A 14,735-nucleotide genomic window follows, 5' to 3' on the forward strand; every position below is an offset into this window, starting at 1 on the left:
ATGGGACGCCTCCGCCCAATAAGCTAGCCCCATGACTTCCACAGAAGAGTTGAACACCGAAGAGTTCCGCATTGAACACGACACGATGGGCGAGGTCCGGGTCCCCGTGAACGCCCTGTACCGCGCCCAGACGCAGCGTGCCGTCGAAAACTTCCCCATCTCCGGCAAGACCCTGGAACGCGCCCACATCGAAGCCCTCGCCCGGGTGAAGAAGGCCGCAGCGCAGGCCAACGCAGAACTGGGAGTGCTCGACGGCGAGCTCGCCCAGGCGATCGCGGACGCTGCCGATGAGGTCGCCACCGGAAAGTACGACGGCGACTTCCCGATCGACGTCTTCCAGACCGGCTCGGGCACCTCGTCCAATATGAACACCAACGAGGTCCTTGCCGAACTGGCCACCCGTGCACTGAAGGCCGCCGGCAGCGACAAGGTGGTCCACCCCAATGACCACGTCAACGCCTCGCAGTCCTCCAACGACGTTTTCCCCACCTCGGTCCACGTGGCCGCCACGTCGGCGCTGATCAACGACCTGATCCCCGCGCTCGGCTACCTCGCGGAGTCCCTCGAGCGCAAGGCCGTCGAATTCAAGGACGTTGTGAAGTCCGGCCGCACCCACCTGATGGATGCCACCCCGGTGACCCTGGGCCAGGAGTTCGGCGGCTACGCCGCGCAGGTCCGCTACGGCGTCGAGCGCATCAATGCCTCCCTTCCCCGTGTCGCTGAAGTCCCGCTCGGCGGCACCGCCGTCGGCACCGGCATCAACACCCCTGCCGGCTTCCCGGAGCGCGTCATCGAACTGCTCGCCGCCGACACCGGGCTGCCGCTGACCGAGGCCCGCGACCACTTCGAGGCCCAGGCCAACCGTGACGGCCTGATCGAGGCCTCGAGCCAGCTCCGCAACATCGCGATCTCGTTCATGAAGATCAACAACGACCTGCGGTGGATGGGCTCCGGCCCCAACACCGGCCTCGGCGAAATCGCGATCCCGGACCTGCAGCCGGGCTCCTCGATCATGCCAGGCAAGGTCAACCCGGTCATCTGTGAGGCCTCCATCATGGTCTGCGCCCAGGTCATCGGCAACGACACCGCCATCGCCTGGTCCGGCACCAACGGCGCCTTCGAGCTCAACGTCGGCATCCCCGTGATGGCCGCCAACCTGCTCGAATCCGTGCGCCTGCTGGCCAACACCAGCCGCGTCATGGCCGACAAGATGATCGACGGCATCACCGCGAACGTCGAGCGCGCCCGCTACCTGGCCGAGGCTTCCCCGTCGATCGTCACCCCGCTGAACAAGTTCATCGGCTACGAGAACGCCGCGAAGATCGCCAAGAAGGCCGTGGCCGAGGGCCTCACCATCCGTGAAACCGTGGTGGCGATGGGCTTCCTGGAACGCGGCGAACTGACCGAGGAGCAGCTGGACACGGCCCTGGACGTTATGTCCATGACCCGTCCGCCGCACAAGGCCTGACACCCGGGCCCCGCGGCCGGCACCCTGGCCGCGGCAGCCCCCGACGGCGGCCGGCACCTTTTTCACGAAAGGCGCCGGCCGCCGTTGTGTCCGCTGCTTCGACCTGCCTAGCGCGGGAAAACTCCTCCCCCGGCGGCCCGCCGCTCCTCGGCGGTGTAGGCCGCGGCGGCTGCGGCGTCAGCCATGCTGGCACCGGCCAGCCGGGCCTCCCGCAGCCTGCGGGTCTTGGCCGACTGCCCGGAAAAGGCCGCGTCCACATTGCCGGCCGCGTACGTCAGCGCGTCTTCGGCCCGGATGCCGAGCCCCTCCGCCGTCAGCACGGCGTCCTGGTTGGCGCCCAGGTACGTGAACTGCCAGCCCCACTGGCTCTGCTGCCGCTCCACGAGGGCTTTCACCATGGGCCCGGTCGCCTCCCTCGAGGCGTTCTCGTGGCCGTCGGTCAGGACCGCCACCAGCACAGTGCCCGGGCGCTACTCTTCGGGGAGGGCGGCCAGATCCTCGCCGGCCTCTCCGATCAGCCGGACCATGGCGTCGTGCAGGGCGGTGCTGCCGCGCGGCTGCAGGTCCAGCGGCGGGACATCCCGGATGTCCACTGCGGCGTAGACCCGGTCGTAGACGTCGTCGAACTGCGCCAGGGACAGCCGGCAGCGGCCCGGAACCGACTGCTGCTCCCGGACGAACGCGGCAAATCCGCCCACGGTGTCGTCGGCAATGGCACTCATGGATCCGGAGCGGTCCAGAAGGACGTACACGTGCGTCAGCGCTGAATCTGTCATGCTTCCCCATTTCCGGTCCGGGCGGGCCCGGACCAACCTTCCCAGCGTTTGGCTGGACAGAAGCAGGCTATGGCGGGGCACCGACAAAAAGCGCGAAAGCGACGTCGGCGCACGGGATTTGGACTCCTACAACGGCGCCCCGAGGACCCGTCAGGCCGGCAGGAGGACCATGGCCGCGGCCGTGCCGGCCAGCATGAACGGCCCGAACGGGATGCTCGATTTCAGCGTGCCCTGCCGCGAAACCAGCAGGGCCAGGCTCCACAATCCGCCAAAAAGGAAGGCCGCGAAAGTCGCGGCAAACACATGCGGCCAGCCGAGGAACCCCAGGTACATGCCGAGCACTCCGGCGAGCTTGACGTCGCCGAAGCCCATGCCCGGCGGATAGACCGCCCGGAGCAGGAAGTAGAAGAGCCACAGCGCCGCTCCCCCGGCCACCACCCGCAGTCCGGGCACCCCGAAGAGCCCGGCCCCGCCGTCGGGCACGGCCACGGTGGCGGGGGCTCCCGACACTGCGTGGACCGCCACCGCGCCGAGCAACAGCACCCCGGCGACGGCGTAGGCCGGAAAGACGATCCGGTCTGGCAGCAGATGGTGCCGGACGTCGATGACCGTGAGCCGGACGGCCACGACCGCCAGGTACACGCACGCCAGCAGCACCAGCCAGTACGCCAGCGGGGTTGCTTCGCCCAGTCCGTCGAGTCGTTGGATCACCCTCGGATGCTACTGGAAATTCCGGCGGCCTGGGCCGGGCCCACGCGTAAACTGTGGATATGGCGGCATGGGACAACTCGAACGCGCGAAGTCCGGGCGTGCCCGGCGGCACCACGGGACAGGCGGCCGCCTTCCGGCACCTGTGCCGTTCCTCGCCGTGGAAGTGGCAGTCGCTGCGGTTTGAATACCTGGACCGGCCCCTCGCCGTCGATCCCGGCGCCGCTGAAACAGCGCCGCCTGCGGATCTGGTCCGCGCGTGGCTGCGCCGCCCGGGAGCCCTGCGGCTGGAGACAGTGGACGGGCTGGTGCTGCAAAGCACCACCGGCATCAATGATTCCCGCGACGTGTTCTACGTCCGCTCCACCAGGAAAACCTGGCTGCTGCCGCCCCACCTCGTTACCCCGGTCTACGACGATCGCGGCCTGGTCCGGCGCCGCCCCGAGGCAGCCTACGGCGAGCCCGGCTTCGGCAACGGCCGCTTCGCCGCCGCACTGGACCCGGTGGAACTGGCCGGCAACGCCCCCGTGCCGCTCGAATTCCCCAACGCCAATGCCGTGGAGCTGGGCAGCATCACCGAAGTCTTGCACGAGGGCCGCCCCGCCCTGGAGGCCACCGTCACCCCGAACCCCGGCTACCGTCCCAGCCACCCCGGCGCGCCGCTGTGCCGCCCGGGCCGCACTCTCGTGAGGGTCGACGCCGGCACGGGCGTTTGCGTCGCCAGCCGCTGGCTGGAGGGCGGCCAGGAGGGGTCCGGGCCGGAAGCGTACGGGCACTGGATCCGGATCCTGGGGGTGGACGAGTACATGCTGGATGACCTGTTCCTCGCCGAGTCCATGAACCTCACGGACGTCCGCCGGCACATCAGCTGGGAACTCCCGGCGGGCTGACGGCGCGTGTGGCTGGCTGACCGCGCACCCCGCCGCTAGGCTTCCCGGATGACTGAGCTCGCCCGCTACTGGCCGCCCTTTGGCCTCACCCTGACCACGCCCCGCCTGGTGCTGCGCCCCATCCGCGACGAGGAGATCCCTGCGGCGGCGCAGGCGGCCCTGAGCGGGATCCACGAACCCGGCCGCAGCCCCTTCAGCAGGCCGTGGGCGGAGGCCCCCGCCGAGGAACTCGGACCGAACATGGCGCAGTGGTACTGGCGGTGCCGCGCCACCATGTCGCCACAGGAATGGACCCTCCTGCTGGGCATCTGGCACGAGGGCGAGTTCATCGGCTGCCAGGACATCGAGGCCAAGGACTTCGCCGCGCTCAGGACGGTCAGCACGGGCTCCTGGCTCAGGCAGAGCGTGCACGGCCGGGGACTCGGCAAGGAGATGCGTGCTGCCGTCGCCCTCTACGCCTTCGACTGGCTCGGCGCGGAGGTCGCGGAATCCGAAGCCGCCGCCTGGAACCGGCAGTCCCTCGGCGTCTCCCGTTCCCTCGGCTATGAACTCAACGGCGTCACGCGCGTCAACTGGGGCGGCAAACTCCACGAAGCCCAGAAGGTCCGGCTCACCCCCGCAACCTTCAACCGCCCCGACTGGCAACTGCAGGTGGCGGGCCACGACGCCACTGCGAAATTCCTCGGGATCTAGCAGCCCCTACTCAACCGAGAAGGGCAACCCGCGCACCGGGCCGCAGTCCCCTGTCGGAAAGGTGACAGGCGCACACGCCGGAACGCGGTCCTTAGCAAAGGAGCGCATCGCGGCGTTTGAGGCCCCGAAGGTCGCCCAGCGACCGAAGCGGGCCGCAAGGGCCGTGTCTAAGCGACGGCGAAGGGCCGTGGCCCGGCGAACCCGACCACGACACGACGGCGAGGGGCCGTGGCCCGGCGAACCCGACCACGACACGACGGCGAGGGGCCGTGGCCCGGCGAACTCGACCACGACACGACGGCGAAGGGCCGTGGCCCGGCGAATCCGGCCACGGCCCCTCGAAAAGGCGACCGAGACTTAGATCTCCGCCCCCTCGAGCAGATCCGTCACCAGGGCCGCGATCGGCGAGCGCTCCGAGCGGGTGAGCGTGACGTGGCCGAAGAGCGGATGGCCCTTGAGGGTTTCGACGACGGCGGCGACGCCGTCGTGCCGGCCGACGCGGAGGTTGTCGCGCTGGGCGACGTCGTGGGTCAGGACAATCTTGGAGTTCTGCCCGATCCGGCTCATGACGGTGAGCAGCACGTTCTTCTCGAGCGACTGGGCCTCGTCCACGATCACGAAGGCGTCATGCAGCGAGCGCCCCCGGATGTGCGTCAGCGGCATCACCTCGAGCATGCCGCGGTCCATGACTTCCTCCACGACCTCCTGGCTGACCAGGGCCCCGAGCGTGTCGAAGACGGCCTGCGCCCACGGGTTCATTTTCTCCGCCTCGGAGCCGGGCAGGTAGCCGAGCTCCTGCCCGCCCACCGCGTAGAGCGGCCGGAAGACGATCACCTTGCGGTGCTCCCTGCGCTCCAGTACGGCCTCCAGGCCGGCGCACAGGGCCAGCGCGGACTTTCCCGTGCCGGCCCGCCCGCCGAGGGAGACGATTCCGACGGAGGGGTCCATCAGCAGGTCGATCGCCAGCCGCTGTTCGGCCGAGCGCCCGTGCAGCCCGAACACGTCGCGGTCACCCTTCACGAGCCGGACCTGCTTGTCGGCGCCCACCCGGCCCAGGGCGGATCCCCGCTGGGACAGGAGCACCAGGCCGGTGTTCGTCGGCATCTCAGCCGCCTCCGGAATGAAGACCGGTTCGTGGCCGTAGAGGGTTGAGACGTCCTGCTCGCTCGCGTCGATTTCCGCGACGCCGGTCCAGCCCGAGTCCTTGACGAGTTCGTTGCGGTACTCGTCGGCCTGCAGCCCCATGGCCGAGGCCTTGACGCGCATCGGCAGGTCCTTGGAGACCACCGTGACGTCCCGTCCCTCGTTGGCGAGGTTCTTGGCGACGGCGAGGATGCGGCTGTCGTTGTCCCCGCCGCGGAAGCCGGCGGGGAGCACGTCGGCGGAGATGTGGTTCAGCTCCACCATGAGGGTGCCGCCGTCGCGGCCGAGCGGGATCGGGCGGTCCAGTCCGCTGTGCTCAACCCTCAGGTCGTCGAGGAGCCTGAGCGCCTTGCGGGCGAAATAGCCGAGTTCGGGGTCGTGCCGCTTGCCTTCGAGCTCGGTGATGACGACGATCGGCAGGATCACTTCGTGCTCCGCGAAGCGCAGCAGGGCCCGCGGGTCCGAGAGCAGCACCGAAGTGTCGATCACGAAGCTCCGGGCCGGTTCCTTGCTTGCTGTCCCTTCCCCGGAAACAGCAAGACCGGCTGCAGCGTCAATCCCTGCACCGGTCCTTGAGGTGGCTCGCTTGGCGCGAGAGGTAGCTTTCTGTCCCTGGTCGGTCACGACGGCGGGCAGTTGTTCAGAAGTAGCCACATCGACTCCAGCCCCGGGGCGCATGCCCGGAATTGTTATTGGTGAGGCGGCTCGGCCGAGAGGCCTGACGCGGCCTCCCCTACACCCGGTGCGAACTTCCGCTCCATGTACTGGCCTCCCCGATCAGCCGGCGGTTTGCCTGCTGATGGCATTAACGTACGTCCCGGGTGCGACGTTTCAGCGCCAATCTTTCGGCGATTCTTGTTGCCATCGTGTGAACACCGGATGACGTCTCAGGAACCGTAGCGGCGCTGCCTGCCGGCGTAGTCGCGGAGGGCCCGGAGGAAGTCCACTTTCCGGAAGGCGGGCCACAGGGCTTCGCAGAAATAGAACTCGCTGTAGGCGCTTTGCCACATCAGGAAACCGGAGAGCCGCTGTTCCCCCGAAGTGCGGATCACGAGGTCCGGATCGGGCTGGCCGCGGGTGTAGAGGAAGCGCGAGATGTCATCGACGCTCAGCTCGTCTGCCAGTTTCCCGACGTCCGTGCCGCGCGCGACGGCGTCGTGCAACAGTTCGCGGACGGCGTCGACGATTTCGCGGCGCCCGCCGTATCCGACAGCGACGTTGACGTGCAGTTTCTCGCGCGCCGGCGTGCGGGCCGTGAGCCGGTTGAGCCGTGCGGCGAGGTAATCAGGGAGCAGTTCCGGGGCGCCCATGGCGTGCACGGAAATTTCGGCGTCCTCGTCCAGCCTGTCCAGCGTGTTGGCGATGATCCCCATGAGCAGGTCCAACTCTTCGCCCGAGCGGTTCATGTTGTCCGTGGAGAGCATATAGAGGGTAACCACTTTGACGCCGAGTTCCTGGCACCAGCCGAGGAACTCGTGGATCTTGTCGGCCCCGGCCTGGTGCCCCTGGCTGGTCGGGGCGTTGAACTGCCGGGCCCAGCGGCGGTTGCCGTCCACCATGACGCCGATGTGCCGGGGGATGCGTTCCGGGTCCAGGGACCGCTGGAGTTTGCGCTCGTAGAAGCCATAGAGGAACCCGGGCATTTCCATCCGGAGATTCACCTGGCTTCCTTGTACGACTGCAGTGCACATCCTAGGCTACCCGCCGGAGCACGGGCCGGGGTGCAGTGGCGTGACGATTCTGCCCCGCAGAAACTGTTACTCGCGGGTAACTTACTGGACCGTAGGTTATTATTGCGGCATGGAAAGCAACACCCCCGAGCCCCGGCCGGAGCAGCCTGCGGACCGTAAGACCGGTCCGATGGACGACGCAGCGATCCGGCTGGCGGAACTCCTGATGATCAAGCCGAAATGGCGCGGGTGGATCCACACCGTGACAGCCCCGCTGGCACTGGCCGCCGGGCTGGTGCTGGTGATCCTCGCCCCGACACCGGACCTGAAGATCGCCTGCGCCATCTACGCCTTCACCGGGGTCCTGCTCTTCGGCATCAGCGCCATCTACCACCGGGGCAACTGGTCGCCGGGCGTCAAGATCGTGCTCAAGCGGCTGGACCACACCAACATCATGCTGGTGATCGCCGGAAGCTACACGCCGCTGGCCTGGGCCCTCCTGGACCGGCCCAAAGCCGAGCTGCTGTTGTGGGTGATCTGGTCCGGGGCCATCCTCGGGGTGCTGTTCCGGCTGCTGTGGACCGACGCCCCGCGCTGGCTGTACGTGCCGATCTACATCGCCCTGGGCTGCGGCGCGCTATTCTATTTGCCGGATTTCTTTGCCGCCAATGTCGCCTCCGCCGTCCTGATCTGCGTCGGGGGTGCCCTCTACATCACCGGCGCCGTCTTCTACGCGCTGAAGAAGCCGAACATCAGTTACTCACACTTCGGATTCCATGAGTTGTTCCACGCCCTCACGGTCTTCGCCTTCGCCGCGCACTACATCGCGATTGCCATCGCCGTCCTGAGCTGAGGTCCCGGATGACCGGGGCGCGCTCCGGGTCTTCGCTGTGGATACGCCTGACCTCGACACGCAGGGTGTGCCGGTGACCCCTCGACTATGCCCCTGCCTGCCGTTAGAGTTCCCGCATCTGTCCGGACACTTCTTGGAGGCGATCGTGCTTAACAGAATCAGCAGAATGACAGCCGCTGTGGCGGGGCTGGTGCTTTCGCTCGGCATGATCGCACCATCGGCGATGGCAGTTGACCCGGGGGCCTACGACATCGATTCCGCCTCCAGCCTGCAGGTGGTGGTCAACAAACACCGGCCGCTGAACCCGGCCACCTATGTGCCGGGGCAGCTGGTCAGGGTCCAGGGGGAACGGTTGCGGGCCGAGGCCGCGGACGCGTACAAGCAACTGGCCAAAGCCGCCAAGGCGGCCGGCGTGAACATCATGCCGATCAGCGGCTACCGTTCATACAGCCAGCAGGCCAGCCTCTATGACAGCTACGTGCGCCAGTACGGACAGGCGACGGCGGACGCCATCGCCGCCAGGCCCGGCTACAGCGAACACCAGACCGGCCTGGCGATGGACATCGGAAATGCCAGCGGAACCTGCGCCCTGCAGGCCTGCTTCGCAACGACGCCGGCGGGAAAGTGGGCGGCTGACCACGCCGCGGAGCATGGATTCATCATCCGGTATCCGGCCGGGGCCGAGGCCACTACCGGCTACACCTACGAGCCATGGCATCTGCGCTACGTGGGGGGACGGGACATCGCCGACGCTGTGACAAGCGAAGGCACGCTTGAGGCTTTCTTCGATCTGGAAGCGGCCCCGGACTATCTCCCATAGTGGATTCTCTTCCCCGTGGCGGGCTTCCGAAACAGTGAAAAGTCATTCCGCCATGGTTGTCAGGCGCTCCCGCAACTGGCCGGGAGAACGCACCGGAAGCCCGCACACCATCCCGCGGCACAGGTAGACCTGCGGCGCCCCGTCGGGGGCCGCCCCGCGCCCGCGCAGCAGGGGCACCTCGGCGTCGTCGCCCTCGTCGTTGTCCGGCAGGGCGTTGTCCCCTGCAGGGGTTGCCTGTAGTGCGATCGCCAGCCCGGGGCTCGGCGAGAGCAGCAGCTCGCGGTGCAGCGCCGCCCGCTCCGGCGTGTCCGGCCCGACGACGGCGGCCTCCACCGGGCCGGCGAACGCCGCCTGCGCCGTGGCGAGCAGCCAGCCGGCCACCCTTGGCGCGCGGGCCGCCAGCGGCGGCAGCAGCGAAAGGATGTTGCCGGCGAGCGCGCGGTGTTCCCGGGAGCCGGAGAGCGCCGAGCAGGATAGCAGCGCGCCCGCGAAGGCGGCCGCGCCGCTCGGCGTGGCACCGTCGAACAGGTCCAGCGGCGCGCGCCCGCCCTGGGCGTGGGCGACCTGGTCCGACTCCCCCGCGGTATCCCTGAGCGTGCCGTCCGTGGTGAACCGCGCACAGGCTGCGGCCAGGATGCCGTCCGCCAGCCGGTACCAGCGCGTCCGGCCGGTGACCGCGTAGAGCGCGATCAGGCCCTCGACGCAAAAGGCGTAATCCTCCAGCAGCCCGCCGATCCCCCGCGCGACGCCGTTATGGGAAACCCTCCGGAGGGTGCCCGGCTCACCCTCGGCCCCCGGCCGCCAGTGCACCCGCTCGAGGTACGCCGCGATCCGCCCGGCTGCGTCCACCAGCCGGGGCTGTTCCAGCACCGCGCCGGCGTCGGCCAGGGCCGCGACGGCCAGCCCGTTCCAGCCAGCCACCACCTTGTCGTCCCGGGCCGGCTGGGGCCGGCGGGAACGCTCGGTGAGCAGCACCGGCCTCACCCGCTCCCACAATGCCGTCTCCCCGGCACTGAGCCCCCGGCCGGGGTGCAGCGGGGAGCCGTCCGCGGAGACGGTGCCGCGGGCGTGGACGTTCATGAGCCGGGCGACGGCGGCGCCGTCGCCCGGGCCCAGGACGGCTTCCAGCGCTGCCTGCGTCCACAGATAGCTGCCGCCCTCGGCGTGGACGCCGTCCACGACGGTGTCCGCGTCCAGGGACGAGGCCAGGGCTTCGGGAAGCTGCCCGTGCACGGCTCCGGGAGGGGGCGTGTGGCCGGTGTCGTCCGTGCCGAGCCCCAGCGAGGCCAGCAGCCAGCCGGCCGTGCGTCCGGCGACGCCGGCTGCCTCCGCGGCGGGGTACTCGGGCGTTCCGCCGAGCCGGACCCAGTGGACGTAGACGCGCAGCAGCTGGGCGTTGTCGTAGAGCATTTTTTCAAAGTGCGGCACGGACCAGTCGCGGGTCACGGAGTAGCGGGCAAAGCCGCCGTCGAGCTGGTCAAACAGGGCCGAGCGGGACATCGCGGCGAGCGTCCGGCCCGCCAGGCCGCGGGCCAGCGCCGCGGTGTCGGCCCCGGCTCCCCGCGGCGCGGTGTCCACCGTGGCGATGTTCTCCGGGGCGGTGTCCTCCGGGGCGGTGTTACGCGGGGGAAACGCGGCGTGGCGGATCAGGAACTCCAGGACCGCCGAGGGCGGGAATTTCGGCGCCGTGCCGAAACCGCCGCCGGACGGGTCCTCGTCGGCGGCCAGCGCCCGCACGGCCTGCGCGGGCAGGGTCGGATCGAGCGGCTCCGGCACACCGCCGAGCCGCACGGCGGCGCCGGGCTGCGAGGCGGCGAGGCCGCGGGCCAGGGTGTCGGCGTTGTGTTCCACGGCGGCGCGGCGCTCCCGCCAGGCATCGGCCACGGCCTCCAGCACCTGGCGGAAGGAGGCCCTGCCGGGCAGCGGCCGGGGCGGATAGTAAGTCCCGGCATAAAAGGCCCGGCCGTCGGGCAGCAGGAACACGGACATGGGCCAGCCGCCCTCGCCGCTGATCGCCTGGGTCGCGGCCATATAGACGGAGTCGACGTCGGGGCGCTCCTCCCGGTCCACCTTCACGGCCACGAAGTTGGCGTTCAGGAAGGCCGCGGTGCCCGGGTCTTCAAAAGATTCCCGGGCCATGACGTGGCACCAGTGGCAGGCCGCATAGCCGATCGAGAGGAAGACCGGCACGTCGCGGGCTGCAGCGAAGGCAAAGGCCTCGTCGCCGAACGGCCGCCAGTGCACGGGGTTGCCGGCATGCTGCCGGAGGTAGGCAGAGGGTTCTCCGCCCAGGGCGTTGGCGGCCCCTGGGAAGGTCGGACGGGTGCCGCGGTCAGCGGCTTCCGGGTCCTGCATCACCGTTGGCTTCCGGACGGGTGCCGGGCTGTGCGGCAGGATCCTGGGTCCCGGGGTCCCCTGGCCCCGCCCCGGGCGTCTTGTCATCCCCCTCGACGGAGGCCGCCTCGGCGGCAGCCGCGCGCTCCTCCTCCACCTGGGCGCGGTAGCGGACGCGGCGGATGCGCCGGACCATGTCCACAATCAGCAGCGCGGTCAGCACCACGATGAAGGCGGTCAGGAGGAAACCCAGCAGCCCGGGCGTCACCTGGTCCTGGGACAGTCCGGGGCGCAGCGACGGCGTGGGGGTGGGCGCCGGGGTGGTTGCCAGGGCGAGGAGCAAGGAATGCATGGTGGGGACCTTCTATGGGGCTGGATGGCGGCCGGGCGGGGGCTGGCCGCGGAGCTGCGGTGAACTGTTTCCACAACGTCTTCTACACGTCGTAGAAATGGCCTGTTGGGTCTATCTTAGCCCGGCGAAGAAGTCCTTTTCAGGCAGTTCAGCCGGGACCCTGGACTGGATCAGGGAGTAGTCCTCCCACGGCCAGACGCGGCGCTGCATCGCCGGCGAGACGGCGAAGAAGAAGCCCTCCGGGTCCACCTGGGTGCGGTGTGCCCGCAGTGCGTCATCGCGGGCCTCGAAGAAGTCCCCGCATTCGATCTGGGTGGTGGTCGGGTGGGTCGGCGCCGGAGGGGTGTGGCCCTCGGCGTCGGCTTCCAGCCAGGCAGCGAGCCGCTCGGCATAGGGCGAGCGGAGGCCCGATTCCTCCAGCGCAAAGTGCAGGGCACGGAACCGTTCGGGGCTGAACGCACGGTCGTAGTAGAGCTTGCCCGGTGCCCAGGCCTCGCCGGTTCCGGGGTACCGGGCCGGGTCCCCGGCGGCCTCGAAGGCCTCGACGGCGACGCGGTGCGCCATGATGTGGTCCGGGTGCGGATACCCGCCGTTCTCGTCGTAGCTCAGGATCACCTGCGGCTTGAACTCGCGGACCAGCCGGACCAGCGGGGCTGCCGCGCGCTCCAGCGGCAGCGTGGCGAAGGAACCTGCCGGCAGGGGCGGCAGCGGATCGCCTTCGGGCAGCCCCGAATCCACGAAGCCCAGCCAGCGCTGGCGGACGCCCAGGACCTTGGCGGCGTGCTCCATCTCCAGCCTGCGCGCGCCGGCCATGTCGCGTTTGGGGTGCGGTTCGCCCTCCACTGCCGGGTTCTGGATGTCCCCGCGGGAACCGTCCGTGCAGGTGGCCACCAGGACGTCGACGCCGGCCGCGGCGTACATGGCCATCGTGGCGGCGCCCTTGCTGGATTCGTCGTCGGGATGAGCATGGACAGCCAACAGCCGGAGCGGCGCTGACGGGCTGGTGGACGCTGTCATCGTGGGACGGCTCCTCTTTCATCTACAGGTTTCATCTACAGGTACAGAACTTTTGGCAGGCGTGGCGGTCGGGATCGGCGGCGCGGCAACGACCCGTCCCGATCCACACTAAACTGGACTGGTGACTTCCAAGGATCAGCCTGCCGCGCCCGCGCCGGCATCTCCCAGCCTAGCCAATCGTTACGGCGGTCAAAAGCGGACGCTGAGCGGCAAAGCCAAACGCACCATCCTCATCCTTGCCCTGGTGGCCGGGATGGCCTTTATGGCGTGGATCTCAACCTCGAACGCGACGGAGAGCGTCACGTTCAAGGACATCGGCTACAGCACCCCGGACGCCACCCTGGCGGAGATCGATTTCCAGGTCACCAAAGACCCTGCCACCGCCGCGAAATGTTCGGTCAAGGCGCTGGATTCCAAGTTCGCCGTCGTCGGCTGGAAAGTCCTGGACATCGCGCCCAACGCCGCCGACGCCGGTTCGGACGGCGGGCGCACCACGGCCCACCGTGCGACGGTGCGCACCGAGTCCCAGGCCGTGTCCGGAGTCGTGGACAGCTGCTGGATCCCCGACGCCGCCAGATAGCGCCGCGGCAGGGAGTTGCAGGGACGCGGCACCGTGGTGTGATCCAGACCGCAGCCTTCTTTGGTTTATCCACAGGATTGACTACAATGGATCAATACCTTTCCCCCGCTGAGCTGGTTGCTGAGTCCCAAAAGTGGCCACCGTGGCGGGGTCTTTGCTTGTTTGACCATAAAGGAGAAGTCCGTGTCTACCACCAACAGCGCAACTGCAGCTTGGCTCACCCAGGAAGCTTTTGACCGCCTGAAGGCAGAGCTGGACCACCTCTCCGGCCCCGGCCGGGCGGAAATCGTCCAGAAGATCGAGGCGGCGCGCCAGGAAGGCGACCTCAAGGAGAACGGCGGCTACCACGCGGCCAAAGAGGAGCAGGGCAAGATCGAGGCCCGCATCCGCCAGCTGACCGCGTTGCTCCGGGACGCCCATGTGGGCGAGTCCCCGGCCGACGACGGAATTGTCGAACCGGGCATGATCGTCGTCGCCAAGATCGCCGGCGATGAGGAAACCTTCCTGCTCGGCTCCCGGGAAATTGCCGGCGACTCGGATCTGGACGTCTTCAGCGAGAAGTCACCGCTGGGTGCTGCCATCGTCGGCCACAAGGAGGGCGACAAGCTCAGCTACACCGCCCCGAACGGCAAGGACATCCCGGTGGAGATCATGTCCGCCAAGCCGTACGCCGGCTGACACCCGGCCCACCTTAACGCAACGCACGACGCCGGCCCTCCCCAAACGGGAGGGCCGGCGTCGTGCGTTGTGCGGGCGGGCGTTGTGCCTGCGTGCCCTGCCTGCCGGCGTCGTTTGGGGCTATTGCCTGCTGCGCAGCGCTCCGGCCCGCGGCGCGCTCAGCAGCAGGGCTGCGAGCACTCCGCCGATGGCCCCGCCGAGGTGCGCCTGCCAGGACACATAGCCCGCCACCGTGGGCAGGATGCCGAACAGGATCCCGCCGTAGGTCAGGAACAGCACCACAGAGAGCAGGATCTGCCACCAGTTGCGGTTGAAGAAGCCGCGCACCAGGAGGACCGCGAAGAGGCCGAAGACCAGGCCGGATGCCCCCACCGTGACGTTGAAGCCGCCGATCAGCCACACCACCACGCCCGAGACGAGCCAGCTCAGGGCCAGGGTGGTGAAGAACACCCGGCGACCGGACAGCAGCACCAGGAAGCCGAAGATGATCAGCGGAAGCGTGTTGGAGAACAGGTGCGCCAGGTTGGCGTGCAGCAGCGGGAACGTCAGGATGTCCAGGATCCCGTCGAGGCTGCGCGGGCGCAGGCCGAACGTGCCGTTGAGCGAACGCAGCATGAGGGTGTTGATGACCTCGATGACGTACAGCACCAGGACGAACAACCCCACCACCAGCAGTCCCTTGCGGGCGCGTGCCGCCGTGGTGTCGCCGGCACGCTGGCTGCCATTCCGGGTGGAATCAAGCATCACGGTCCC

General features: G+C 68.9%; 16 protein-coding genes. 7 read left to right on the forward strand and 9 right to left on the reverse strand.

Annotation, left to right across the window (positions count from 1 at the left end; all coding sequences use genetic code 11):
- The first annotated feature begins 31 nt into the window (after nt 1-31).
- Complete coding sequence (locus ABIC21_RS13865; protein WP_307459110.1) at nt 32-1,468, forward strand: class II fumarate hydratase; 1,437 nt, start codon at nt 32-34, stop codon at nt 1,466-1,468.
- Nucleotides 1,469-1,575: 107 nt separating this feature from the next.
- Here ABIC21_RS13865 and ABIC21_RS13870 read toward each other — a convergent pair whose 3' ends face one another.
- From ABIC21_RS13870 to ABIC21_RS13880, 3 genes are all read right to left on the reverse strand, one after another.
- Nucleotides 1,576-1,926 (reverse strand): hypothetical protein, encoded by a 351-nt coding sequence (locus ABIC21_RS13870; protein WP_354350970.1) that lies wholly within the window; start codon nt 1,924-1,926, stop codon nt 1,576-1,578.
- 12 nt (nt 1,927-1,938) lie between these two features.
- A complete protein-coding gene (locus ABIC21_RS13875; protein WP_354350971.1) occupies nt 1,939-2,244 on the reverse strand; it encodes a hypothetical protein in 306 nt (101 codons plus the stop codon).
- A gap of 150 nt (nt 2,245-2,394) precedes the next feature.
- Nucleotides 2,395-2,955: a prepilin peptidase gene (locus ABIC21_RS13880; protein WP_354350972.1), complete on the reverse strand. Its 561-nt coding sequence runs from the start codon at nt 2,953-2,955 to the stop codon at nt 2,395-2,397.
- Between the two features lie 59 nt (nt 2,956-3,014).
- On the opposite strand from ABIC21_RS13880, the gene ABIC21_RS13885 reads away from it, so the two are divergent.
- The gene (locus tag ABIC21_RS13885; RefSeq protein WP_354350973.1) at nt 3,015-3,842 is read left to right on the forward strand and encodes a hypothetical protein; all 828 of its coding nucleotides are present in this window, start codon (nt 3,015-3,017) and stop codon (nt 3,840-3,842) included.
- 48 nt (nt 3,843-3,890) lie between these two features.
- Nucleotides 3,891-4,535, forward strand: a complete 645-nt coding sequence (locus ABIC21_RS13890; protein ID WP_354350974.1) for a GNAT family N-acetyltransferase — start codon at nt 3,891-3,893, stop codon at nt 4,533-4,535.
- A 357-nt stretch (nt 4,536-4,892) separates the two neighbouring features.
- On the opposite strand, the gene phoH2 is transcribed toward ABIC21_RS13890, so the two are convergent.
- Together phoH2 and ABIC21_RS13900 are read right to left on the reverse strand one after the other, a co-directional pair.
- A complete protein-coding gene (phoH2, locus tag ABIC21_RS13895; RefSeq protein WP_354350975.1) occupies nt 4,893-6,332 on the reverse strand; it encodes an RNA 5'-3' helicase PhoH2 in 1,440 nt (479 codons plus the stop codon).
- 233 nt (nt 6,333-6,565) lie between these two features.
- A complete protein-coding gene (locus ABIC21_RS13900; RefSeq protein WP_354351066.1) occupies nt 6,566-7,327 on the reverse strand; it encodes an isoprenyl transferase in 762 nt (253 codons plus the stop codon).
- 211 nt (nt 7,328-7,538) lie between these two features.
- On the opposite strand from ABIC21_RS13900, the gene trhA reads away from it, so the two are divergent.
- Nucleotides 7,539-8,201, forward strand: coding sequence for a PAQR family membrane homeostasis protein TrhA (gene trhA, locus ABIC21_RS13905; protein WP_354351067.1), 663 nt, complete (start codon nt 7,539-7,541; stop codon nt 8,199-8,201).
- 166 nt (nt 8,202-8,367) lie between these two features.
- A complete protein-coding gene (locus ABIC21_RS13910) occupies nt 8,368-9,021 on the forward strand; it encodes a M15 family metallopeptidase (RefSeq protein ID WP_354350976.1) in 654 nt (217 codons plus the stop codon).
- A gap of 42 nt (nt 9,022-9,063) precedes the next feature.
- Here ABIC21_RS13910 and ABIC21_RS13915 read toward each other — a convergent pair whose 3' ends face one another.
- The 3 genes from ABIC21_RS13915 to mca form a co-directional block, all read right to left on the reverse strand.
- Nucleotides 9,064-11,376, reverse strand: coding sequence for a thioredoxin domain-containing protein (locus tag ABIC21_RS13915; RefSeq protein ID WP_354350977.1), 2,313 nt, complete (start codon nt 11,374-11,376; stop codon nt 9,064-9,066).
- Nucleotides 11,354-11,707 (reverse strand): hypothetical protein, encoded by a 354-nt coding sequence (locus ABIC21_RS13920; RefSeq protein WP_354350978.1) that lies wholly within the window; start codon nt 11,705-11,707, stop codon nt 11,354-11,356. The genes ABIC21_RS13915 and ABIC21_RS13920 overlap by 23 nt, the downstream gene beginning before the upstream one ends.
- A gap of 111 nt (nt 11,708-11,818) precedes the next feature.
- On the reverse strand, nt 11,819-12,724 hold the full coding sequence (gene mca / locus ABIC21_RS13925; RefSeq protein WP_354350979.1) for a mycothiol conjugate amidase Mca: 906 nt from the start codon (nt 12,722-12,724) through the stop codon (nt 11,819-11,821).
- 121 nt (nt 12,725-12,845) lie between these two features.
- On the opposite strand from mca, the gene ABIC21_RS13930 reads away from it, so the two are divergent.
- Both ABIC21_RS13930 and greA read left to right on the forward strand, forming a co-directional pair.
- The gene (locus tag ABIC21_RS13930) at nt 12,846-13,304 is read left to right on the forward strand and encodes a DUF4307 domain-containing protein (RefSeq protein WP_354350980.1); all 459 of its coding nucleotides are present in this window, start codon (nt 12,846-12,848) and stop codon (nt 13,302-13,304) included.
- Nucleotides 13,305-13,487: 183 nt separating this feature from the next.
- A complete protein-coding gene (greA, locus tag ABIC21_RS13935; protein WP_354350981.1) occupies nt 13,488-13,982 on the forward strand; it encodes a transcription elongation factor GreA in 495 nt (164 codons plus the stop codon).
- 120 nt (nt 13,983-14,102) lie between these two features.
- Here the strand turns inward: greA and ABIC21_RS13940 are convergent, their stop codons facing one another.
- Entirely contained in the window at nt 14,103-14,726 is a 624-nt protein-coding gene (locus ABIC21_RS13940; protein WP_354350982.1) for a rhomboid family intramembrane serine protease, read from the reverse strand.
- Nucleotides 14,727-14,735: the final 9 nt, after the last annotated feature.

The sequence above is a fragment of the Pseudarthrobacter sp. PvP090 genome, from assembly GCF_040547365.1.
Lineage (GTDB): Bacteria > Actinomycetota > Actinomycetes > Actinomycetales > Micrococcaceae > Arthrobacter.